At 70.4% G+C, this 20645-nt stretch carries 23 protein-coding genes; 15 read left to right on the plus strand and 8 right to left on the minus strand.

What is annotated here, in order from left to right; translation table 11 throughout:
* Nucleotides 1–58: 58 nt before the first annotated feature.
* Entirely contained in the window at nt 59–1279 is a 1221-nt protein-coding gene (locus A4R43_RS02795) for a PQQ-dependent sugar dehydrogenase (RefSeq protein ID WP_113690838.1), read from the plus strand.
* A 7-nt stretch (nt 1280–1286) separates the two neighbouring features.
* Here A4R43_RS02795 and A4R43_RS02800 read toward each other — a convergent pair whose 3' ends face one another.
* Together A4R43_RS02800 and A4R43_RS02805 are read right to left on the minus strand one after the other, a co-directional pair.
* The gene (locus A4R43_RS02800; protein ID WP_113690839.1) at nt 1287–2111 is read right to left on the minus strand and encodes a DUF72 domain-containing protein; all 825 of its coding nucleotides are present in this window, start codon (nt 2109–2111) and stop codon (nt 1287–1289) included.
* Nucleotides 2112–2172: 61 nt separating this feature from the next.
* Nucleotides 2173–3057, minus strand: coding sequence for an alpha/beta fold hydrolase (locus A4R43_RS02805; RefSeq protein ID WP_113690840.1), 885 nt, complete (start codon nt 3055–3057; stop codon nt 2173–2175).
* Between the two features lie 178 nt (nt 3058–3235).
* Between A4R43_RS02805 and A4R43_RS02810 the strand changes: the two genes are divergently transcribed.
* The 3 genes from A4R43_RS02810 to A4R43_RS02820 are packed head-to-tail and all read left to right on the plus strand — an operon-like array spanning nt 3236 to nt 4943.
* Nucleotides 3236–3733 (plus strand): allene oxide cyclase barrel-like domain-containing protein, encoded by a 498-nt coding sequence (locus A4R43_RS02810; RefSeq protein ID WP_113690841.1) that lies wholly within the window; start codon nt 3236–3238, stop codon nt 3731–3733.
* 10 nt (nt 3734–3743) lie between these two features.
* Complete coding sequence (locus tag A4R43_RS02815; protein ID WP_113697304.1) at nt 3744–4487, plus strand: helix-turn-helix domain-containing protein; 744 nt, start codon at nt 3744–3746, stop codon at nt 4485–4487.
* Nucleotides 4488–4541: 54 nt separating this feature from the next.
* On the plus strand, nt 4542–4943 hold the full coding sequence (locus A4R43_RS02820) for a VOC family protein (protein ID WP_113690842.1): 402 nt from the start codon (nt 4542–4544) through the stop codon (nt 4941–4943).
* A gap of 6 nt (nt 4944–4949) precedes the next feature.
* Here A4R43_RS02820 and A4R43_RS02825 read toward each other — a convergent pair whose 3' ends face one another.
* From A4R43_RS02825 to A4R43_RS02830, 3 genes are read right to left on the minus strand one after another with little or no spacing between them, the layout of a single operon-like run.
* The gene (locus A4R43_RS02825) at nt 4950–6746 is read right to left on the minus strand and encodes a fibronectin type III domain-containing protein (protein WP_113690843.1); all 1797 of its coding nucleotides are present in this window, start codon (nt 6744–6746) and stop codon (nt 4950–4952) included.
* Nucleotides 6747–6791: 45 nt separating this feature from the next.
* Nucleotides 6792–6959 (minus strand): hypothetical protein, encoded by a 168-nt coding sequence (locus A4R43_RS43145; RefSeq protein WP_205215222.1) that lies wholly within the window; start codon nt 6957–6959, stop codon nt 6792–6794.
* A 13-nt stretch (nt 6960–6972) separates the two neighbouring features.
* A complete protein-coding gene (locus tag A4R43_RS02830) occupies nt 6973–7170 on the minus strand; it encodes a hypothetical protein (protein WP_113690844.1) in 198 nt (65 codons plus the stop codon).
* Between the two features lie 85 nt (nt 7171–7255).
* On the opposite strand from A4R43_RS02830, the gene A4R43_RS02835 reads away from it, so the two are divergent.
* The gene (locus tag A4R43_RS02835; RefSeq protein WP_113690845.1) at nt 7256–8326 is read left to right on the plus strand and encodes a glucose 1-dehydrogenase; all 1071 of its coding nucleotides are present in this window, start codon (nt 7256–7258) and stop codon (nt 8324–8326) included.
* Here the strand turns inward: A4R43_RS02835 and A4R43_RS02840 are convergent.
* Complete coding sequence (locus tag A4R43_RS02840) at nt 8307–9851, minus strand: MFS transporter (protein WP_113690846.1); 1545 nt, start codon at nt 9849–9851, stop codon at nt 8307–8309. The genes A4R43_RS02835 and A4R43_RS02840 overlap by 20 nt on opposite strands.
* Nucleotides 9852–9899: 48 nt before the next feature.
* On the opposite strand from A4R43_RS02840, the gene A4R43_RS02845 reads away from it, so the two are divergent.
* The 6 genes from A4R43_RS02845 to A4R43_RS02875 all read left to right on the plus strand — a co-directional run bounded on the left by A4R43_RS02845 (nt 9900) and on the right by A4R43_RS02875 (nt 15848).
* The gene (locus tag A4R43_RS02845) at nt 9900–10475 is read left to right on the plus strand and encodes a helix-turn-helix transcriptional regulator (protein WP_113690847.1); all 576 of its coding nucleotides are present in this window, start codon (nt 9900–9902) and stop codon (nt 10473–10475) included.
* Nucleotides 10476–10564: 89 nt separating this feature from the next.
* On the plus strand, nt 10565–11389 hold the full coding sequence (locus A4R43_RS02850) for a class I SAM-dependent methyltransferase (protein WP_113690848.1): 825 nt from the start codon (nt 10565–10567) through the stop codon (nt 11387–11389).
* A gap of 33 nt (nt 11390–11422) precedes the next feature.
* Entirely contained in the window at nt 11423–11623 is a 201-nt protein-coding gene (locus A4R43_RS44705) for a helix-turn-helix domain-containing protein (RefSeq protein ID WP_113690849.1), read from the plus strand.
* A gap of 348 nt (nt 11624–11971) precedes the next feature.
* Entirely contained in the window at nt 11972–12115 is a 144-nt protein-coding gene (locus A4R43_RS02865) for a hypothetical protein (protein ID WP_205215223.1), read from the plus strand.
* Nucleotides 12116–12171: 56 nt separating this feature from the next.
* Nucleotides 12172–12951, plus strand: coding sequence for a maleylpyruvate isomerase family mycothiol-dependent enzyme (locus tag A4R43_RS02870; protein ID WP_113690850.1), 780 nt, complete (start codon nt 12172–12174; stop codon nt 12949–12951).
* Between the two features lie 617 nt (nt 12952–13568).
* Nucleotides 13569–15848, plus strand: a complete 2280-nt coding sequence (locus A4R43_RS02875; protein WP_113690851.1) for an FdhF/YdeP family oxidoreductase — start codon at nt 13569–13571, stop codon at nt 15846–15848.
* Between the two features lie 7 nt (nt 15849–15855).
* Here the strand turns inward: A4R43_RS02875 and A4R43_RS02880 are convergent, their stop codons facing one another.
* Nucleotides 15856–16758 (minus strand): LysR family transcriptional regulator, encoded by a 903-nt coding sequence (locus A4R43_RS02880; RefSeq protein WP_113690852.1) that lies wholly within the window; start codon nt 16756–16758, stop codon nt 15856–15858.
* A 204-nt stretch (nt 16759–16962) separates the two neighbouring features.
* Between A4R43_RS02880 and A4R43_RS02885 the strand changes: the two genes are divergently transcribed.
* The 4 genes from A4R43_RS02885 to metG all read left to right on the plus strand — a co-directional run bounded on the left by A4R43_RS02885 (nt 16963) and on the right by metG (nt 20107).
* A complete protein-coding gene (locus tag A4R43_RS02885) occupies nt 16963–17202 on the plus strand; it encodes a LuxR C-terminal-related transcriptional regulator (RefSeq protein WP_113690853.1) in 240 nt (79 codons plus the stop codon).
* Between the two features lie 142 nt (nt 17203–17344).
* Nucleotides 17345–17743: a hypothetical protein gene (locus A4R43_RS02890; protein WP_162788293.1), complete on the plus strand. Its 399-nt coding sequence runs from the start codon at nt 17345–17347 to the stop codon at nt 17741–17743.
* 127 nt (nt 17744–17870) lie between these two features.
* Nucleotides 17871–18446 carry a TetR/AcrR family transcriptional regulator gene (locus A4R43_RS02895; RefSeq protein WP_205215224.1) on the plus strand — a complete coding sequence of 192 codons (576 nt, stop codon included), beginning with the start codon at nt 17871–17873 and terminating at the stop codon, nt 18444–18446.
* 182 nt (nt 18447–18628) lie between these two features.
* Nucleotides 18629–20107 carry a methionine--tRNA ligase gene (metG, locus tag A4R43_RS02900; protein ID WP_113690856.1) on the plus strand — a complete coding sequence of 493 codons (1479 nt, stop codon included), beginning with the start codon at nt 18629–18631 and terminating at the stop codon, nt 20105–20107.
* 8 nt (nt 20108–20115) lie between these two features.
* On the opposite strand, the gene A4R43_RS02905 is transcribed toward metG, so the two are convergent.
* On the minus strand, nt 20116–20625 hold the full coding sequence (locus A4R43_RS02905; protein WP_113690857.1) for a hypothetical protein: 510 nt from the start codon (nt 20623–20625) through the stop codon (nt 20116–20118).
* Nucleotides 20626–20645 lie beyond the last annotated feature (20 nt).

Genomic DNA, 20645 nt, shown 5'->3' on the forward strand with positions numbered 1-20645 from the left:
GGTCGGCCACGGTACGGTTGGGAGCGCTCCCAAAACCCCCACCTCCAGGAGCTGACCCATGTCGCGACGGCGTTGTCGCCCGATCACCGTGCTGGCCGCCCTGTTCGTGCTGGCCCTGTCCGCGTTGTTGTTGCCTTCGACGCCCACCGGCACCGCCGCGGCCGGTGCCGTCCAACCCCATGCGGTGCCGCTTGACGAGCTGACCGTGGTGTCCGAGCAGGTGGCCTCCGGCCTGCGGCGGCCGATCGCGATCACCGGGCTGCCGGACGGCCGCATGCTGATCGCCGAGAAGAACGGCACGGTCCGCGCCTACCACCCGAGCACCGGGCTCGCGGCCGAGCCGGTGCTCGACCTGACCGCCCGGATCGACCCGTCGGACAACGAGCGCGGCCTGCTCGGCATCACGCCCGCGCCGGACTTCGCGTGGACCGGGATGCTCTACGTGGCCTACACGAGCCTCCCGGCAGGCGCGCTGACCCTGGCGCGAGTGCCCATCAGCGCTCCCGACCAGCTGCAGGTGCTGCTCACCCAGGAACACGCCGAGTACGGCAACCACAACGGCGGGCAGGTGGCGTTCGGCCGCGACGGTTACCTCTACTGGTCGCTCGGCGACGGCGGCCACACCAACGACCCGTTCAAGGCCGGGCAGAACCTCGGCACCCTGCTCGGCAAGATCGTGCGGATCGACGTCAAGCGCGCCTGCGGGCCGAAGCCCTACTGCGTGCCCGGCAGCAACCCGTTCGTCGGCGTGCCGGGCGCGCGGCCGGAGATCTGGGTCTACGGGCTGCGCAACCCGTGGCGGTTCTCCATCGACCCGGTCGACGGCTCGCTGTGGATCGGCGACGTCGGCCAGGGCCTGGTCGAGGAGATCAACCACATCCGCCCGTGGCAGGGCGGCGCGAACCTCGGCTGGTCCTGCCGCGAGGGCACCCCGGTGTTCGACCCGCAGCAGTGCCGGTCGGACGTGCGGTACACCGACCCGGTCTTCGAATACGACCACTACAACGACAACTGCTCGGTGACCGGCGGGGTGGTGTACCGCGGCTCCAAAACCCCGGAAGCACGCGGAACCTACGTCGCGAGCGACTACTGCTCGACCCGCGTGTTCGCCGTGCGCCCCCAGCACGGCGGCGGCTACGACTCCGCCACGATCGGCAATTTCCCCACCCAGCCGACCGCGATCGGCACCGACGTGCACGGCGAACTGTACGTGCTCAGCGACCTCCCCGGCTGGCTGAGCCGGGTGCGGTTCGAGCGGGTCCAGCCCGCCGGTTCCTGACCCCGCCTCAGAACAGGGTCGCCGGCTCGACCGGCTCCGGTTCGGGCAGCGCGTCGAGGCCGGGCACCAGCGCTCGCACGTCGTCGTGGAAGCGGCGGGCGAGCGCTGGTGCGTCGTTGTTGTCGGGCGTGTGCACAAAAACCGTCGGCGACCGGCCTTCGCGCAGCCAGGCGGCGACCACTTCGGTCCACGGCCGCCACCCCTCGGCCGTCGCCTGCGCCGAGTCCCGCCCCAGGTAGCGGACGATCGGCTGGTCGGTCAGTGCGCGCGTCCGCCGCGGCAGCCGTGGTTTCCTGACCCAGGCCTCCTGTTCGGCCTCGCTCGCCGGTGGGCTCTGGAAGAAAACCGTGGTGTCGAACGGCACCCACTCGGCGTTCGCGTCGGCGAGCGCGCCCTCCAGCAGTGACGTCGAGCGGGCGTCGGTGAAGAACGCGGGGTGGCGCACCTCCACCGCACGCCGGCGGTTTGCCGGGAGCCTGCGCAGGAAACGGCCGAGTGCATCGACGTCCGAAGGGCCGAACGAGCCGGGCAGCTGGGTCCACAGGACCGCCCGCTCGCCGAGTGGCTCGATCGCGTCCAGGAAGGCGCGCATCTCGGTCTCGACCCCGGCGAACCGGCGCTCGTGCGTGACGAGCTTGGGCAGCTTGACCACGAACCGGAAGCCGGGACCGGTCTGCTGCGCCCAGGTCGCGACGGTTTCCCTGGCGGGAGTCGCGTAGAAGGTGGTGTTGCCTTCGACCGCGTTGCACCAGCCCGCGTAGGCCCGCAGGCGCTCGCGCACCGGCAGCGACGGCGGCAGGAACCGCCCCGGCCACGCCTTGTGAGTCCACATCGCGCAGCCGACGTGTAGCTGTGCCACTGGAGTCAGCTCCCCTCGATCGGGAGTGAAACTACTACCGCGTCGCGGCCCAGTCGCGGAGGGCGGCGATGAACTCGCCGGGCGCGTCGGACTCCACGTAGAGGCCCGCGTCCTCGATGATCACCGTCCGGTGGTTGGTGAAGATCTGTTCCTGGCGTTCGCGTTCCCGCGGGCGGAAGCCGATTTGGGCGTTGCCCCACACGATCAGCGCCGGCAGGTGGGCGAGGCCGGTCAGCCCGGCTTCGACTTCGGTGAAGAAGGCCTGGCTGGCGGTGATCCGGCCGGGGAGCACGGCGCAGGCCTGGCGCCGTGCGGGGGTGTCCAGCGCGCGGCGGTAGTGGCTCATCTCGGCCGCGGTCGGCTTGCGCCTTCGGTGCCCCATCGGGACGAACGCGTTGACGATCAGGTTGAGCCGCCGGGCCAGGAAGCGTATCGGGGGACCGCCGGCGATACGGGCGAAGGCCTCGAAGTAGAGGTCGCCGTTGACCGGCCACGCCCACGCGTTGACGAGGACCAGCCGGTCGAAGACGTCCGGTCGCCGCGCGGCGGCGGCGAGGCCGATCGGCCCGCCCCAGTCCTGCCCGACGAGGGTGACTTCGCTCAACCCCAGCGCGTCGACAAATCCGGTGACCACGTCCGCGTGTTCCTCGGGCAGGTAGCGGTAGCCGGGCTTCGGCGTGGACAGCCCGAAGCCGGGGTAGTCGAGGGCGACGCACCGGAAGTCGTCGCGCAGCGCGCGGATCACGTCGCGCCAGAGGAACGACCAGGTCGGATTTCCGTGCAGGAGCAGGAGTACAGGCCCTGATCCCTCGTCGACGTAGTGCACGGTGTGCCCGTCGATTTCGATGAAACGGCTTTCGAACGGGAACAGGTCGTCATCGACCCAGGCGGGCCGCACGCTCCTGGTGGCATCGGCCATGGCGGCCCCTTTCGCCTCGATCAACTTGCTTGGGCTTGTCATGCGCGCTTGAAAATTTCAAGCAGCGAATACATACCCCGAGTGTTATGAACAGATGTGGTTTTTGGTCTTGGACAGCATCGAACGGGGTCGGTGACGCTGGGGGTGACGCAGCCACGCCATCGCTCGAGGAGTCCGAATGCCCAAGAACAACACCCGCGCCAAGGCGGTTCTCCAGATCCTCGCCGTTGTGCCGCTCGCCGCCGTGGCGGTCAGCGGGTGCGGCGCCAGCCCGAGCGACGCGGAAACCCCTGGCGCCGAGCAGGTCGAAGTCCTCGAACTCAAGGTGGAGAACGAGCAGTACGCCGCCCTCGATCTCGACCGGCCCGGGGTGAGCCTGGGGGACATGGACGTCTACTCCGGCAGCGCGACGGTGGACGGCCGCCGGGTCGGCCGCGGTGGCGGTTCGTGTCAGGTCCTGCACATCGACGGTGACAAGGTCACCGCCCAATGCGTGCTCACGATGGAACTGGAGCAGGGCTCGGTGACCCTGCAATCGCTTTGGGTGAAGGGCGCGAACCCGCTCGACATGGCCATCACCGGTGGTACGGGCGTGTATCGCGAGGCGCGGGGCACGGTCCGGTTCTGGGACATCGCGACCCCGAACGAGCGCGCGCGGGCCGAGATCATCCGCTAGTTTCGTGGCCGTGAGCCTCGATCGGGTCGGTGTCGAGCAGTGTCCGTCCGATTCCCCGTACGTGGAGCGGATCTACCGGGCTGGTGAGGTCGCCGGTCCGGTCCCGGCGCGGATGCGGTCCGTCGCGAATTCCAACTGGGAGATCGTCGTGTGGCGAGGCCAGGGCGAGACGCACGTGGCGGTCCGCGGCCCCGAGACGGGCCCCACGGTGCTGGACCTGGGCCCGGCCACGGGTGAAACGATCGGGATCATCTTCCGGCACGGCGCGTTCCTGGCGCCGATGCCGGTCTCGAAGCTGGTCGACACCGCCGTGTCGAGTCCGCACACCACGGCCCGCTCGTTCGTCCTGCAGGGCGAGGAATGGGAGACGCCGACCTTCGGCAACGCCGACGTCTTCGTGGATCGCCTGGTGCGCGCCGGATTGCTGGTGCGCGACCCACTGGTCACCGAGGTGCTCCGGGGTGACACGACCACCTTGGTCACCCCGCGCTCGGTGCAGCGGCGGGTGGCCGCGGCGACCGGCCTGACCCAGGGCGCGATCCGGCAGATCGAGCGCGTCAGGCAGGCCGTGCTGCTGCTGGGGCAGGGCGTGGCGGCGGTCGAGGTCGCGCAGCGCGCCGGGTACCACGACCAGCCGCACCTGGCGCGCTCCCTGACGAGGTTCACCGGGCGCACGGCCTCCCAGCTCCGGCGAGCCGACGACGACGAGGTGCTGTCGCTCCTGTACAAGACCGACGTCGCGGTGCGGTCCTAGGTTCGTGGTGACGCCGGAACACCCGGCGCACCAGCGTTCTCGAAGGGATTCGCCATGGCCATCACGCAGATCTACCTCAACCTGCCGGTCTCCGACCTGGAGGTGAGCAAGAAGGTGTACACCGCGATGGGCGGGACGATCAACCCGGACTTCACCGGTGACACCTCGGCCCAGGTGGTGTTCGCCGACGCGATCGTGGTGCAGCTGATGACCCGCGAGACGTTCGCGACCTTCACCAAGCGGTCCACATCGGACGGTCCGATCGAGGTGATCAGCGCGCTGGCCGCCGGTTCGCGGGAAGAAGTGGACCGACTGGCCGACGCGGCGCTGGCCGCGGGCGGCACCGAGCCACGCGAGGCGCAGGACATCGGCTGGCTGTACAACCGGGCCGTCGACGACCCGGACGGGCACAGCTGGGAACTCCTCGCCTACCACCCGGCCGGTGGCCAGGGCTGACGGCGGTCAGCTCTTGGCCCAGGTGATCCGGTTGGATTCGACGCCGTCGGCGGTGACCCACACGGTCTCGTCGATCTGGTCGAAGTGGAAGGCTTCGAAGGTGATGCTGCCGTCGGGTCCGGCGGTGCGGGTGGACGACCCGCCCCGGTAGGAGGTCGCGGTGGCGTGCGGCACGAACGTGTAGGACTGCCCCGGGGTGAACCCCTTCGCGGCGATGCGCATGTACGCGCATTCGGGGATCGAGCAGTCGTCGATGGTGGTCACCGACGAGCCGCGGGACAGCGTGATCGACCGCTCCGGCGCGATGGGCGTACCGCTGGTCGCGGCGCCGGAACCGCGGCCAGCCACGTTCTCCGCGGTCACGGTGATCGTGTAGGTGGTGCCGTTGGCCAGGCCGCTGAGCGTGGTCGAGCGGGCCGCGCCGCCGACGGTCTTCGAGCCGCTGCCCGCACTGGACGACCACGACACGTGGTAGTTGCGCACCGCGCCGCCGTTGGGCGCGGCGGCACCCCAGTTCACCGTGAGGGCCGCGTTCCCCGCGGTGGCCCGGACACCGGGTGGTGCGCCCGGCGGGCTGGCCGGGTTCGCCGGGGGCGGCTGCTGTTGCTGCTGCGCCGGTGGTTTTGGTTGCTGCCGCTGGGGTTGGGCAGGCGGCTGCCGGTCCGGCTGGGCCGGCGGCGGCACCGGCTGCTGTGGTTGCGGCGGCGGGGGCGGAGCGACTGGTGGCGGCGGCTCGGCGACCGGGACCGGCCGCACCGCGCCGTCGCCCGCCACGACCAGGACGTGCCCGCCGTCGTGGCTGTCCACGTAGACCCGGGAATCCTCGCCCCTGGCCAGGCGCGGCTCGCCGGGCGGCATCGGCACGTTGGTCTTCAGCTGGCCGCGCGGATCGTAGGTGAGCACGGCGTTCTTCGCGCGGTCGAGCAGCACCACCGCCTCCCCCGCGGAGGCGAGTTCGGCGTAGTCCCCGGCGGGCAGGTCGACCGACACCGGTGGCGACTTGGCCGGGCCGGTGTCCACCAGGTGCATCCGGTGGCCGGGCGGGTCGAGCACGGCGATCCGGCCCGCCACGTCGGTGGCGGTGAACCGGGCCTGCGGTGGTGCGTCGATGCCGAGCGCGGTGCCCTGGCCGAGGCCGTCCGCGCCGATCGGGTGCGCGGTGTCGGTGGTGGTGTCGACAAAAACGGGCTGGTCGGCGACCACGGTCAGGCCGCCGGTGTGCCCGGCGGGGGCGCCGGGCGGGCAGGCCAGCCGGTCGGCGTCGCGCGCCAGTTCGCAGATCGCGCCGCTGGCGGGCTGGTGCACCCACACCGAGCCCGCGCTGGTGGCCACCGGTTCACCCAGCGCGCCACCGGCGGGCACGGTGGTCAGCGAGTCGCCGAGGCGGACGATCCGGCCCGCCTGCCGGTACACCAGGTACGGCCCGCCGGCGACCTCGATGGCCACCGGCCGCTCGTCCGTTCCTGGGCTGACCGATTTTTTGACCTCGAGATCGGATTTGCCGAATTCGATGATGCGATTGCCGCCGACCACGTAGCCGCCGGTTTCACCCTGGACCACCTGGCTGCCCGGCGCCGCGCCGGGCATCGCCGCCCGCGCGTCGATGGCGCCGCTCGCGCCGTCGAGGTGGAAAACCGCCTCCAGCACTGAATTGAACACCCAGTGCCCGGACTGGAGGAAATCCACCTGAGCACCCGGTTTCGCCGCCCCGGACACCGCCACCACCACCGCGGCCGCGAGCGCGGTCACCGTGCTGACCAACGGTGTGCGCCGCCGCCATCGGCCCGATCCACTGGTCGCCACGGCAAAAGAATAGACCGGGCGGCCCGGGACGTGTCCCGGCGGTGATCAGGTACCGCCGCCGAGGGGTGGGATCTCGGGATCGTCGTCGGCTGGGCCCTCGGGGTCGCGTGCTTCGTCGGCGCGCGTGGGGCCGCCGGAACGCAGGGTGCCCTCGAGTTCGGCTTTCAGCTCGTCGTCCTCGCGCGGCGAGTGCAGGTCGCTTTCGCGATGCATGGTCAACCTCCTGTTACTCCGGGGCCTCTGGCTCGTCGGGCTTCTCGGGTTCGTCGGGCTGCTCGGAGGTGTCCGGCTGCTCGGGAGCGTTGGTGTCCTCTCCTTCGACGCCGAAACCCGGTTCTGGTTCGGGCGCACCACGTCCGGCGTCGGCGGCGGGAATGGCTCGCTCACCGGCATGCGCGCCCGGTCCGAAAGGTGTTGCTGTCATGGCTGCCGGTTACCCGGCGACCCGGGCCGAAAACCACCCGGCCGGAGTGCCGAATGGGCCAGCGCGAATCGGGTAACCGCTGATCGTGCGAGCGTTGACCGTCGTCCCGGGTGAGCGGGACTCACTCGAGGTGAGCGAACTGCCCGAACCGGAACCCGGTCCGGGTGACCTGCTGGTGGACGGGATCGCCGTCGGGGTGTGCGGTACCGACAAGGACATCGTCGCCGGTGAATACGGCGAGGCGCCCGGCACCGGCCACCGGCTGGTGCTCGGACACGAATCGCTCGGCCGCGTGCGGCAGGCACCCACCGGGAGCGGGTTCCGGCCGGGCGACCTGGTCGCCGGGGTGGTGCGCAGGCCGGACCCCGAACCCTGCGGTGCCTGCGCGCACGGTGAGTTCGACATGTGCCGCAACGGCCGCTACACCGAGCGCGGCATCAAGGGCCACCACGGTTACGCCAGTGAACGGTGGACTGTCGACGCGGACTACGCCGTCCGCGTCGACGACGAACTCGGTGAGCTGGGCGTGCTCGTGGAGCCCGCCTCGGTGGTGGCCAAGGCCTGGGAGCAGATCGACCGGATCGGCGCCCGTTCCTGGTTCGAGCCCGCCCGCGTGCTGGTCACCGGTGCCGGGCCGATCGGATTGCTGGCCGCGCTGCTGGCCACCCAGCGCGCCGGTGCCGATCTCGACGTGCACGTGCTCGACCAGGTGACCGACGGTCCCAAGCCGGAACTGGTCACCGGCCTCGGCGCGACGTACCACCACCGGGGCCTCGACGACGTCGCCGACCGGATCCGGCCGGACGTCATCGTCGAGGCCACCGGCGCCGGTCCGGTGGTGCTGGACGCGATGCGCCGCAACGCCGCCTGCGGCATCGTCTGCCTGACCGGCGTCTCCTCGGGAGGCAGGCGGTTCGAGATCGACGCCGGTGCGCTGAACCGGGCCATCGTGCTGGAGAACGACGTGGTGTTCGGCTCGGTCAACGCCAACCTCCGCCACTACCGGCTCGCCACCGAGGCACTGGCCAAGGCGGACCCGGCCTGGCTGGCCGGGGTGATCACCCGCCGGGTGCCGCTGGCGGAAGCGGCCACCGCCTTCACCACCCGGCGGGACGACGTCAAGGTGGTGCTCACCCTCAGCGATCAGCCGAGCTGAGGGCCGGTTCCGCCACCACCGCCGGGTTCTTCGGGCCGCGCAGCGCGATGTAGGCGAGCAGCGCGCCCAGGACGGCCACGCCCGCCCACATGGCCTGCTGCCATCCGTCCACAAAGGACTCCTGGGCGGCGTGGACGAGTTGCTGCGCGTGCCCGCCGGCGCTGTCCGAGACAGCAGCGGCGTTGGCGATGCCTTCGCGGGCGATGTCCGCCGCGTCCTGGGGAATGCCGTGCAGCCGGTCGTCGATCGCGCCCCGGTAGCCCGCGGCCACCAGTGCGCCCAGCATGGCCACGCCGAGCGCGGTGCCGAACTCGCGGGTGATGTCGTTGAGCGCCGAGGCGACGCCCTGCTTCTCCGGCGGCAGGGAACCGGTGATGGCCTCGGTGGACGGCGTCATCGACAGGCCCATGCCAATGCCCATGGCGAGCATGCCCGGCAGGATCGACAGGTAGCCGTCCGCCGCGGAAACGAACAGCGCCATCAGCGCCAGACCCGCCCCGGCCAGTGCGATGCCCGCGGTCATGGTCGCGCGGGCGCCGATCCGGGCGGCCATCCTGGGCGCCAGCCCGGAGGTCAGCATCATCATCAGGGCCATCGGCATCATGGCCGCCGTGGACACCAGGCCCGACCAGCCGAGCACCGCCTGGAAGAACGGGAACAGGACCACGGCGATGCCCGCCTGCACCCCGAAGACCGCCAGCAGCGTGATCGAGCCGCCGGCCAGCCCGCGCTCCCGGAACAGGCGGACGTCCAGCAGCGACGCGTCCCGGCGGCGCAGTTCCCAGGCCACGAAACCGATACCGGCGGCGAGGCCGATGGCGAGGCTGAGCAGGGTCGCGGGTGCGGTCCAGCCGCGTTCGGGCCCTTCCTGCAGCACGAAGATGAGACCGGCCACGGCAACCGACGACGTCAGCGCGCCGACGGTGTCGAACGGATGGGCCGAGCGCTCACGCGAGTCGGGCACCGCCTTCAGCGTCAGGCCCAGTGCCACGGCGACCAGCGCGAGCGGCAGCGCGAACAGCCAGCGCCAGTCCGCGACGTCGACCAGGAGCGCGGACAGGAACATGCCCAGGACGCCGCCGCCCCCGGCGACGCCGGTCCACACGCCGATCGCCTTCCCGCGTTGCTCGTCGGGAAAGGTCGAGGTGATCACGGCGAGGGTGATCGGCATGATCATCGCGGCGCCGGCTCCGGCCGCCACGCGGGCCGCGATCATCACTTCCGCGGTCGGGGCCATGGCCGCCAGGAGGTTGGCGGCGCCGAAGATGCCGAGCCCGGCGACCAGCATGGGTTTGCGGCCGAGCCGGTCACCGATCGCGCCGAGCGGCAGCAGCAGCGCGGCCAGGGTCAGGGTGTAGCTGTTGATGATCCACAGCACCGTGTCGTGCGCGGCGCCGAATTCGACGGCCAGGTGGGTCTGGGCGACGTTGAGCCCGGTCACCGACGCGATCACGGCCATCAGCGCGATGGAGACGGTGATCAGGATGGTGCGCAGCTGACGTGCGTCCGGTGGGTTGTTGGTCATGGGCCCGACGGTAGGCGCGGCTTGCGTTCAGGGCATAGGATGTTGCTCATGACGCAAGAAGAGGGTGCACTGGAAGGCCTCGTGCGCAAACGCATTCGTGCGCTGCGGGTCGCGCAAGGCCTGTCGCTGGAGGAACTGGCCACGCGCGCCCACCTCAGCCAGTCCTCGTTGAGCCGGATCGAGAACGGCAGGCGGCGCCTGGCGCTGGACCAGCTCGTCACCCTGGCCCGCGCCCTGGACACCACGCTCGACCAGCTCGTCGAGAACGCCGCCGACGACGTGGTCATCAATCCGATGACCCACGGTCCCCACGGGCTGAGCTGGCCGATCAAGGCGGACCCGGCGATGAGCGTCATGCGGCGGCGGCTGAGCGGGCCGCCGCCCGACGACCCCGCCAAGATGCGCGCCCACGCGGGCCGCGAATGGTTCGTGGTGCTGTCCGGCACCGCGATCCTGATGCTGGGGCAGCGCCGCTTCCGCATCGAGACCAACCAGGCCGCCGAGTTCCCGACGATGATGCCGCACGCGCTCGGCGCCGAGGGTCGTCCTTGCGAGATTCTGTTCATCTTCGACCGCGACGCCCGGCGTGGGCATCGCGAGCACGACCACGCGGAGAGCGACTGACTTGCGTGCCCGGCAACGCGGGGAGTCATCGTCTTGCGCGAATCGCAAGGTTGTATGCCTTTGAAGCATTCCGTGCCTAGTGTGGTCGTATGACACACACCCACCAGCACCACCACCACGGACAGGCGGAGATCCTCGACCTGGACGCCGAAGTCCTCGCCGAGCACCTCGCCGCCATCGTCAGCTGGCTGCCGCTGACGAGCGGCCCGCGGCAGATCGTCGACCTGGCCGCCGGTACGGGCGCGGGCACCTTCGCATTGCTCGAGCGCTTCCCGGAGGCGCAGGTCACCGCGGTCGACGCCTCGCCGGAACACCTGGAGCGGCTGCGGGAGAAGGCCTGCGCCCGTGGTGTCGAAGACCAGGTGGGCACCGTGCTGGCCGACCTCGACGCCCCGACCTGGCCCGACCTCGGCACGCCCGACCTCGTGTGGGCGTCGGCCGCCATGCACCACATGGCCGACCCCGATCGGGCCCTGCGCACCGTCCGCGAGCTGCTGGCGGACGGTGGCCTGTTCGCCGTCGTCGAGCTGGCTGGCCTGCCCCGGTTCCTGCCCGAGAACGCCCCCGCCGACCGGCCCGGTCTCGAAGAGCGTGCCCACGCCGTGGCCGACCGCGCCCACGCCGTGCCCCACCGCGGTGCCGACTGGGGTCCGTTGCTGAGCACCGCCGGCTTCACCGTGGCCGACAAGCTCACCGTCGCCATCGAAATCGAGGCGTCCCGCAACGAGGCGATCGGCCACTACGCCCTGAACGTGCTGCGGCGCCTTCGCGGCGCCGTGGCCGATGGCCTCGCGGCGGACGACCTCGCCGCGTTCGACCGGCTGCTCGACACCACCGGCCCGCAGAGCCTCCTGCACCGCGCTGACCTGGCGCTCCGCACCGAACGCAGGGTCTGGGCCGCGCGCCGCGACTGACCTCGGGACGGTTTCCCGGGCACACTGCCGCACATGCCCAGGTTCCCCACGGGCGAGTCGGTCCTCGCCCGCGTGGCGGACCTGCCGGTCGCGACCACGTCCCGGCTGGTCGCCGAACTGGTGGCGCACGGCCTGCTCGCGCGTGACCCGGACGGCCGGGTCCCGGTGCTGCGGACGGCGGCGAGGGCGCTCTCGCGTGTGCTCGGCTTCCAATCATTGAGAATGCCCTTCTGAAGCCAGCGCACCGGCTCGCATCCTTCCTTCTCGGAACCGTCGGGAGGTAGCCGGTGACCAACGTCGTTCAGAGCCAGCGGGCGGGCGGCTGCCGGACTGGGCGCCCGGCGCGCACATCGATTTGGTGCTGCCCAACGGAATCACCCGCCAGTACTCGTTGTGCGGTGACCGGTGGGACGCCCACTCGTACCGGGTGGCGGTGTTGCGCGAACCGGCGAGCCGCGGTGGCGCGGCCTGCGTCCGCGATTCGCTGCGCGAGGGCGACTTGGTCGGAATCGGCGGGCCCAGGAACAACTTCGCGCTGGTTCCGGCCCCGCGTTACCTGTTCACCAGTGCGTCGGCCAGCACGTGGCCCGCCTCGAAGCCGAAGCGGTGCTCACCGCGCTCGCCCGCCCGATCGAGCACGTCGAACCGGCGGCGCCACCACGCAGGCACCTCAACAACACGCTGCGGTCGTGGGCTTCGTTGCCGTTGCGCCTCAAGCTCGCCTGATCGCGGTGGCGCGGAGTAGTCTGGCCGCGCTACCGGAGCCACCTGGAGGGGCAGCGATGGACACGTCCGCGTATTTGACTGCCGTGGTCGAGCAGACGAGAACACTGGCCGAATGGGTAGACAACCAGGACGAGTCGGCCCCGGTGCCGACTTGTCCTAAATGGACACTGGCCGACCTGGTCGACCACGTCGGCGCGACGCAGCGCATGGTCACCATGCTGGTGGGCGGGCGGATGACCGACCCGAGCGACGCGTTCGCCGGCTACGTCCCGGCGCCGGCCGATTCGGCCGAATGGCGCACCTGGCTGAACGACGGCGCCGCCGAGGCCAAGCAGGCCTTCGACTCGGTCACCGACGACACGCCGGTTTGGGATCCGTCCGGCGCCGACGCGGGCGTACCGTTCTGGTCGCGGCGCCTGTTCGGTGAGATCTCCGTGCACCGCGCGGACGCCGCCGCGGCGCTCGGCAAGGACTACGAGCTGGAGCCGGAACACGCGGCCGGGGCCATCGAAGACTGGCTGGACACCATGACCTCGCGTGGTTACTGGGAGAACAAGCCGGACTTCGCCAAGGCGATGCGCGGTGACGGCCAGACCCTGCACTTCCACACCACCGACGCGGCGGGCGAGTGGCTGGCCCGCCGCGAACCGGACCGGGTCGCGCTGGAACACTCGCACACCAAGGCCGACGTGGCCGTCCGCGGCCCGGCCACCGACCTCCTGCTCGTGCTCAGCCGGCGCCGCCCACTCGCGGAGGCGCCCCAGTTGGAGGTACTGGGGGAGCGGGCTCTCTTTGCGCACTGGATCGACCACATGGACTGGACCACCGACACCTGATCCAGCGGCCGGAGAACACGAATGTGGCTTTCGGGGCGAATTCCGCCCCGAAAGCCACATTCGTGTCCCGCCGGGCTGTCACGAAAGCCACATTCGAGACACTCAACGTCTCGAAAGCCACATTCGTGACACCTCACGCGCCCGCCGGGCACCCACCAGCAACCCGACCCCAAGAGGCGCCCACCAGCAGCCCGACCGCGCAAAGGTTGCCCACCAGTAGCCATCCTCACAAAAAGCGCCCGCCACCAGCCAAACCGAGAGCCGGACACCACAACCAAATACCCACCCAAACTCCCCCTTCCCCATCCCGGCCCAAAGCCAAAAACACGGCGAAGAACCCCTTGTCAAGGTACTCTCCCCAGCCTTGACAAGGGGTTCTTCGCCGTAGTCACACTAAAGAGCCGGGGTGGGCCCCTGCTTGGCGGTCGAATCCCAATAGCCGAGCAAAGCTTCCCGAAGCCGGGCAATTTTGTCCATTCGCGACTCGATGTTCCGCAGCACCTCCGTCAGCACGACGCCTGGCCGGTCGGCTGACGTGGCTTGATAGGCAGCGCTTATCGGGTGGTCGAAGCAACCGCTTGGACACGCCAGCGGCCGTGGCGAAGGCTGGACGGACCATGACCACGCTCGACGACCCCAGCGACAACCTGTCCGTCACCCCGCCCAAGACCTGGGCGGCCGGAGTTCCGGCGGTCGCGCACGCGCTCGGGTACTCGCTGGCCGAGAACACGCCCCGGCGGACCGCGCTGACCCTGCTGAACCTCAACCAGGCCGGCGGCATCGACTGCCCCGGCTGCGCCTGGCCGGAACCGGGCCGCCGCCACCGCAACGAGTACTGCGAGAACGGTGCCAAGCACGTCAACGACGAGGCCACCACCCGCCGGGTCACCGCGGAGTTCTTCCGGCAGCACCCCATCGCCGAACTGGACGCGAAGTCCGACCTCTGGCTGAACCAGCAGGGACGGCTGACCGAGCCGATGGTCAAACGGCCCGGCGCCACGCACTACCAGCCGATCGGCTGGGACGAGGCGTTCGGCCTGCTGGCCGCCGAACTGCGCGGCCTGGCCTCCCCGGACGAGGCGCTGTTCTACACCTCCGGGCGGCTGAACAACGAAGCCGCGTTCCTGCTGCAGTTGTTCGCCCGCGCCTTCGGCACCAACAACCTGCCGGACTGCTCGAACATGTGCCACGAGTCCAGCGGCGCCGCGCTGCAGGAAACCCTGGGCATTGGCAAGGGCAGCGTGTCGCTGGACGACATCCACCAGGCGGACCTGATCTTCGTCGTCGGGCAGAACCCCGGGACCAACCACCCGCGCATGCTCTCCGCGCTGGAGCGGACCAAGCGCAACGGCGGTCAGGTCGTCGCGGTCAACCCGCTGCCGGAGGCCGGGTTGATGCGGTTCAAGAACCCGCAGAACGTGCGCGGTGTGCTCGGCCGGGGGACCGCGATCGCCGACCAGTTCCTGCAGATCCGGCCCGGTGGTGACCTGGCGTTGTTCCAGGCGCTCAACCGCATGCTGCTGGAGGCCGAGGACAACGCCCCGGGGCAGGTGCTGGACCACGAGTTCATCCGCTCGCACACCACCGGGTTCGACGCCTTCACCGAGCACGCCCGGTCGATCCAGTGGGACGACGTGCTGTCCGCCACCGGCCTGACGCACGCGGAAATCGAGCGGCTGCACGAGCGGGTGCTGGGCAGCAGGAAGATCATCGTGTGCTGGGCGATGGGGCTGACCCAGCACAAGCACGGCGTGCCCACCATTCGCGAGCTGGTCAACTTCCTGCTGCTGCGCGGAAACATCGGCAGGCCGGGCGCGGGCGTGTGCCCGGTGCGCGGGCACAGCAACGTGCAGGGCGACCGCACGATGGGCATCTGGGAGCGGATGCCCCAGAGCTTCCTGGACGCGCTCGGCGCCGAGTTCGGCTTCACCCCGCCCGCCGAGCACGGCCTCGACTCGGTCGGTGCCATCCGGGCCATGCGTGACGGGCACGCGAAGGTTTTTGTCGGTGTCGCGGGGAATTTTGTGCGTGCCACGCCGGACAGCGCCGTGACCGAGGCCGCGATGCGGCGCTGCCGGCTCACCGTGCAGATCTCCACCAAGCTCAACCGTTCGCACACCGTGTGCGGGGAAACCGCGCTGATCCTGCCGACGCTGGGCCGCAGCGACCGGGACGTGCAGGCTTCCGGCGAGCAGTTCGTCACGGTCGAGGATTCGATGAGCGAGGTGCACGCGTCCAGGGGACGGCTGGCCCCGGCATCGGAACAGCTGCTCAGCGAGGTGGCGATCATCTGCCGCCTCGCCCGGCGGGTGCTGGGCGACACGGTTTCCCTTCCCTGGACGGAATTCGAAGCCGACTACGGGACGATCCGCGACCGGATCGCCAGGGTGGTCCCGGGTTTCGAGGACTTCAACCGGCGGGTCGCCGAACCCGGCGGGTTCGCGCTGCCGAATCCGGTCAACCGCGGGGTTTTCCCCACGCCGAGCGGGAAAGCGGTGTTCACCCGCAACGAGTTCACCATGGTGCGGGCGCCCGAAGGGCACCTGGTGCTCCAGTCGCTGCGCTCGCACGACCAGTGGAACACCATTCCGTACGCGATGAACGACCGGTACCGGGGCATTCACGACGCCCGCCGGGTGGTGCTGGTCAATCCGGACGACCTCAGCGCGCTCGGCTTCGAGGACCGGGAACTGGTGGACATCGTCAGCGTGTGGCACGACGGGACCGAGCGCCGGGCCGAAGGCTTCCGGGTGGTCGCCTATCCGGCGGCGCAGGGCTCGGCGGCGGCGTACTACCCGGAGACCAACGTGCTGGTGCCGCTCGACAGCGTCGCCGACATCAGCAACACGCCGACGTCCAAGGGCATCGTGGTGCGACTGGAAAAGCCCGCCGCGTGAACTGGGTTCAGCCGAGCGCTTCGGTGATCCGGGTGTGCTGCGCGGTGTTGACCAGTGCGCGCGTCAGCACCGAGCCGGGTTCGGCGGCGCTGGTGACCAGCGCGACGGTGGCGGTCACGGCCGGATCCGCCAGCCGCAGCACCGACGCGCCGGCGGGCAGGCGCAGCATCCGGATCCAGGACCGCGGCACGATGCTCGCCCAGCGGCCGGTCCCGACGTGCGCGAGCAGCGTGACCACGGAGTCGGCCTCCAGTCGCGGCGTGAGCGCGAGCGACCTGGCCGCCAGTGCCTCGTCGATCAGCTGGCGGCCACGCATTCCCCGGTGCAGCAGGCACATCGGCAGCTCCACCGCGTCCGCCCAGCTGATCGTCTCCGACCGGCCGGTGAGGAGGTCACCACCGGCGACGAGCACGTGCTGCTCGTCGTACAGGGGGACCACCCGCAGGCCGGTGAGGTCCTGCCCGTCCGGATAGATGAGGCCCGCGTCCAGCTCGAACCGGCGGATGCCCTCGGTGATGCTCGCCGAGCGCAGGCTGGTCTCCAGCTGGACGCGCACGAGCGGGTGCTCGGCGCAGAACGGATCGGTCAGCAGCGCGACGGTGCTCGACGCGCCGGGGATCACGCCGAGCCGCAGCTCGCCGGTGAGACCGGTCTGCAGCGCCGTGACCTCCTGCTTGAGCGCGTCGTGGTCGGCCAGGATGCGCCGCGCCCACAGCACCAGCCGCTCACCCTCGGGCGTCAGCCCTTCGAAGGCGTGGCCCCGGCGCACCAGCGGCACCTTGAGTTCGCGCTCGAGCTTGCGGATGGCCTCGGACAGCGCGGGCTGGGACACGTAACAGGCTTCCGCCGCCCTGGCGAAATGCCGCTCCCTGGCGAGCGCGACGAAGTATTCGAGCTGGCGGAACAGCATGGCCTATTCCACCACACCGGCCTCCGTTGTGGACGGTGACGCCGGATATTTTCCGCCCGGCCGGGCGGAGAAACCGTTCGGTGGCACCGGAACGGTGAATTGCCCTAGTGGCGGTATCCCGGTGGCGGGAAATTGGTAGACAGGGGGTCGGACGCTGGCCCGGCGCTGTCGCCAGGGCCGCCGCGGAGATGAGGGGCAGCGGACATGCGTGCACAACCGGGAGCATCCATCGCGGCACTCAGCGCTCGGGAAACCGAGGTGCTGGTGCTGCTCACCGGCGACAGGACGGACCGGGAAATCGCCCGTGAGCTGGGCATCGGCGAGCGGACGGTGCGGGCGCACGTCAGCCGGATCCTGCTCAAGCTGGGGGTCTCGTCACGGGTCGGCGCGGCGGTCGCCGCCACCAGGGTGGGCCTCACCCCGAGTGGCGGCGGGGGCGGCTGAGGCGCGCGAGGGGTACCCGGGGTACCGGTGCCGGGTGGCGGAACCGCCATGGTGGCGAAGCCAATATCCGTCAACCCTGGCGGTGGCCAGAATTCCTCCTACGGCCGGCACCTTGGCCGGCTCGACTGGGAGGGTTTTTGACATGGCTGTTACTCGTGCGATTCGTGGCGCCATCGTCGGTTCCGCCGTGGCGGCGGCAAGCGCCGCGCTCGTCGCCGTGGCACCGACGGCGAGCGCCGACGCCACGGAATCGAGTGGCCCGATCACCGTGCTGGGCACCTGCGGGCAGACGTTCGCCCCGAGCACCTCCGGCGCGAAGGCGTACTGGGAAGTGCAGTGCTCCAGCGGGCGGGTGCGGATCAGCGGCTGGGTGGAAGACACCGCGTCGGACGGCCAGTGCGCGAAGGTGAAGGCGATCTGGCCGAACGGCAACACCTACTTCAGCCCGGCCGCCTGCCCGAAGGGGAACCGCAAGTCGTTCACTTCGCAGTACAACAGCGGCAACAGCGTGAACGCCTACCTCTACGAGTACGACGTCTGATCCGTCACGGCGGGCTCGGTCAGCCGAGCCCGCCGTGCACCGGGCTAGAATGTGAGCAATCCTCAGTATCGACTCGCATTGGACCGCCGTGGCCCCAGCAGCAACACCCCGCAAACGGCCACGTCAGGTGCGGTCCCAGGAGACCTACGACGCCATCGTGGAAGCCGCCGCCCAGCTCTTCGAGCGGGACGGGTACACCAAGGCGACCACCAACGGGATCGCCGAGCGCGCCGGCGTGTCCATCGGCTCGCTCTACCAGTACTTCCCGAACAAGGACGCGTTGCTCTACGCCATCGGTGAGCAGCACGTGCGGCACGCGGTGGCCGAACTCGCGCGGCTCAGCGAGGGACTGCGCCGCGACCGGCCGCCGCTGGCCGACTGCATCCACACGCTGGTGACGGCGCTGGCCGCGCTGCACCTGGCCCAGCCGCGGATGCACCGGCTGCTGTACGACCAGGCGCCGCGGCCGGTGGAAACCGCCGCCCAGCTGCGCGAGGTGCAGCGGAGCGTCGCCGCCGAGGTCGAGTTCCACCTGCGCCGCCTCGGCCTGGGCGAGCCCGCCCCGGACCTCACCGCGATCCTGCTGGTTCAGGGCGTGGAGGCACAGCTGCACGGCGCGCTGCTCGACCCACCTGACGGACACACGATCGACGAGGTGCTTCAGGCAGTGGAAACCCTGTGCCTGAAGGCATTGGCGCCGTGATGACCGAAAATCCGGTGCGGGGGCGGGGGATGGCTGCTAGCTTCGTGGCCATGTGTTCGCCGTCCGTGGAGATGATGCCCCGCTCGCGGGGCCGCTGATGCTGGACGGATGAAAGTCCGAGGTCCCCGAAATCGGGGCCTCGGCGCAGGCGTGAGCCCCGGGTTTCTTCCCAGGAGGTTCCGATGCCCTTCTACGTGACGACCACGATTCCGTACGTCAACGCGCGTCCCCACTTGGGGTTCGCGCTCGAACTGGTGCAGGCCGACGTGCTCGCCCGCCACCACCGCCGGCGCGGTGACCAGGTGCGGTTCCTCACCGGCACCGACGACAACTCGCTGAAGAACGTGCTCGCCGCCGAGGCGGAAGGCGTGCCGACCCGGGAACTGGTGGACCGCAACGCCGCCGCGTTCGAGGCGTTGCGCGAGCCGCTGGGCCTGTCCTTCGACGACTTCATCCGCACCAGCAGCGACCCCCGGCACCGGCGTGGGGTGGAGCGCTTCTGGGAAGCGTGCGCGGCCGCCGGTGACCTCTACCGCAAGTACTACGAAGGCCTGTACTGCGTGCAGTGCGAACAGTTCTATCCACCGGCGGAACTCCCGGGCGGCCGCTGCCCCGAGCACCACACCGAGCCGCAGCGGGTGGCCGAGGAGAACTGGTTCTTCCGCCTGTCCCGCTATGGCGACCAACTGCACGACTTGATCACCAGTGGCCGCCTGCGGATCGAACCGGCCGCGCGCCGCAACGAAGTGCTCGGTCTTCTCAAGACCGGATTGCAGGATTTCAGCATTTCCCGTTCACACGAGCGCGCCCGCGGCTGGGGCATCCCGGTGCCCGGTGACCCCGGGCAGGTGATCTACGTGTGGTGGGACGCGCTGGGCAACTACATCACCAGCCTCGGTTATGGCACCGGCGACCCGGACTACCAGCGCTGGTGGGCCGGCAACGAACGCCGCGTTCACTTGGCGGGCAAGGGAGTCCTGCGCTTCCACGCCGTCTACTGGCCGGCGATGCTGCTGTCCGCCGGTGAGCCGCTGCCGACCGACATCCTGGTGCACGACTACCTCACCATCGACGGCCGCAAGATCAGCAAGTCCACCGGGAACGTGATCGACCCGGTCGCGCTCGCGGGTGAGTACGGCAGTGACGCGGTGCGGTGGTGGCTGCTGCGCGAAGTCCCGCGCACCGGCGACACCGATTTCACCCGCGACCGGCTCATCGCGCGCGCCAACGAGGACCTGGCGAACGGCTTGGGGAATCTTGTGCACCGGGTGGTCAGCATGATCCACCGCTACCGGGATGGCCACCCGCCCGTGGCGGGCGATCCGGTGGGTGCCGAACGCCTGACCACCGCCTGCCGGGACGCGGCGGAGATTGTCCACAGTGGACTCGCCGAGTTCGACTTCCGCCGCGCCACCGCGGCGGTCTGGACCATCGTCGAGGAGGCCAACCGGTACGTCGAGCAGGTCCGCCCGTGGCAACTGGCCAAGCAGGGCCGCGACGCCGAACTGGACGCCGCTCTCGGCACTTTGCACGAGGCTTGCCGGGTGCTCGGTGAGCAGCTGGCCCCTTTCCTGCCTGCCACAGCCGCGCGGATTTCCGCCCAATGCGCGGACTCGAGTGGGCGGCTGCCTCCACCACAGCCACTTTTCTCCCGGCTGTGAACGCGTGGCTAGGGCAGGTTCTCGGAGCCGTGCAGCAGGACGGTGAAGATGCCCGTGGTGCTGGTGCCGAAGGCCGCGGACAGCGCGTAGCCGATCGCGGCGTCGGCGGGCTGGGCACCGTCGGAATCCCAGTGCACGAAGAACTCGCCGTCGTCGTTCAGGGTGAACGAGGCGATCTTCGTGCCGTCGCGGGTGAGGAGCATGTCGTCGTTGATGTCCGGCGTGAACTTGTAGTGCGTGCCGGCGAGGGTCAGTTCGATCCGGTACGAGCGCCGCGTCAGCCTGCCGGGGCCGGGCCGCAGTTCGGCCCCGGTGCCATTGACGGTCATGGTTAGGTGACGGGCTTTCCGCGTGCCGATCGGCACGAACTTGTTCGGCTCCACGCCGGGCGACCGCCGGAGGACCACGGTGGGGACCCGCACTCCGGAAACCTCGACCACGTCGCGCTCGTCACTGGTGCGGATCGTCAGTTCGCCGTAGTGCTCGTCGTCGACCGCACGGGTGCCGGTGAGGTGCATGCTGGCTCGCTTTCCTTGGT

Source organism: Amycolatopsis albispora (genome assembly GCF_003312875.1).
GTDB lineage: Bacteria > Actinomycetota > Actinomycetes > Mycobacteriales > Pseudonocardiaceae > Amycolatopsis > Amycolatopsis albispora.

Coding starts and splice junctions, on each gene's coding strand:
- A4R43_RS02810 (WP_113690841.1), top strand. CDS start 3,236: ATGCCCAAGAACAACACCCGCGCCAAGGCGGTTCTCCAGATCCTCGCC.
- A4R43_RS02795 (WP_113690838.1), top strand. CDS start 59: ATGTCGCGACGGCGTTGTCGCCCGATCACCGTGCTGGCCGCCCTGTTC.
- A4R43_RS02885 (WP_113690853.1), top strand. CDS start 16,963: ATGCGTGCACAACCGGGAGCATCCATCGCGGCACTCAGCGCTCGGGAA.
- A4R43_RS02805 (WP_113690840.1), bottom strand. CDS start 3,057: ATGGCCGATGCCACCAGGAGCGTGCGGCCCGCCTGGGTCGATGACGAC.
- A4R43_RS02890 (WP_162788293.1), top strand. CDS start 17,345: ATGGCTGTTACTCGTGCGATTCGTGGCGCCATCGTCGGTTCCGCCGTG.
- A4R43_RS02870 (WP_113690850.1), top strand. CDS start 12,172: ATGGACACGTCCGCGTATTTGACTGCCGTGGTCGAGCAGACGAGAACA.
- A4R43_RS44705 (WP_113690849.1), top strand. CDS start 11,423: ATGCCCAGGTTCCCCACGGGCGAGTCGGTCCTCGCCCGCGTGGCGGAC.
- A4R43_RS02850 (WP_113690848.1), top strand. CDS start 10,565: ATGACACACACCCACCAGCACCACCACCACGGACAGGCGGAGATCCTC.
- A4R43_RS02905 (WP_113690857.1), bottom strand. CDS start 20,625: ATGCACCTCACCGGCACCCGTGCGGTCGACGACGAGCACTACGGCGAA.
- A4R43_RS02845 (WP_113690847.1), top strand. CDS start 9,900: ATGACGCAAGAAGAGGGTGCACTGGAAGGCCTCGTGCGCAAACGCATT.
- A4R43_RS02820 (WP_113690842.1), top strand. CDS start 4,542: ATGGCCATCACGCAGATCTACCTCAACCTGCCGGTCTCCGACCTGGAG.
- A4R43_RS02875 (WP_113690851.1), top strand. CDS start 13,569: ATGACCACGCTCGACGACCCCAGCGACAACCTGTCCGTCACCCCGCCC.
- A4R43_RS02800 (WP_113690839.1), bottom strand. CDS start 2,111: ATGTGGACTCACAAGGCGTGGCCGGGGCGGTTCCTGCCGCCGTCGCTG.
- A4R43_RS02840 (WP_113690846.1), bottom strand. CDS start 9,851: ATGACCAACAACCCACCGGACGCACGTCAGCTGCGCACCATCCTGATC.
- A4R43_RS02830 (WP_113690844.1), bottom strand. CDS start 7,170: ATGACAGCAACACCTTTCGGACCGGGCGCGCATGCCGGTGAGCGAGCC.
- A4R43_RS02880 (WP_113690852.1), bottom strand. CDS start 16,758: ATGCTGTTCCGCCAGCTCGAATACTTCGTCGCGCTCGCCAGGGAGCGG.
- metG (WP_113690856.1), top strand. CDS start 18,629: ATGCCCTTCTACGTGACGACCACGATTCCGTACGTCAACGCGCGTCCC.
- A4R43_RS43145 (WP_205215222.1), bottom strand. CDS start 6,959: ATGCATCGCGAAAGCGACCTGCACTCGCCGCGCGAGGACGACGAGCTG.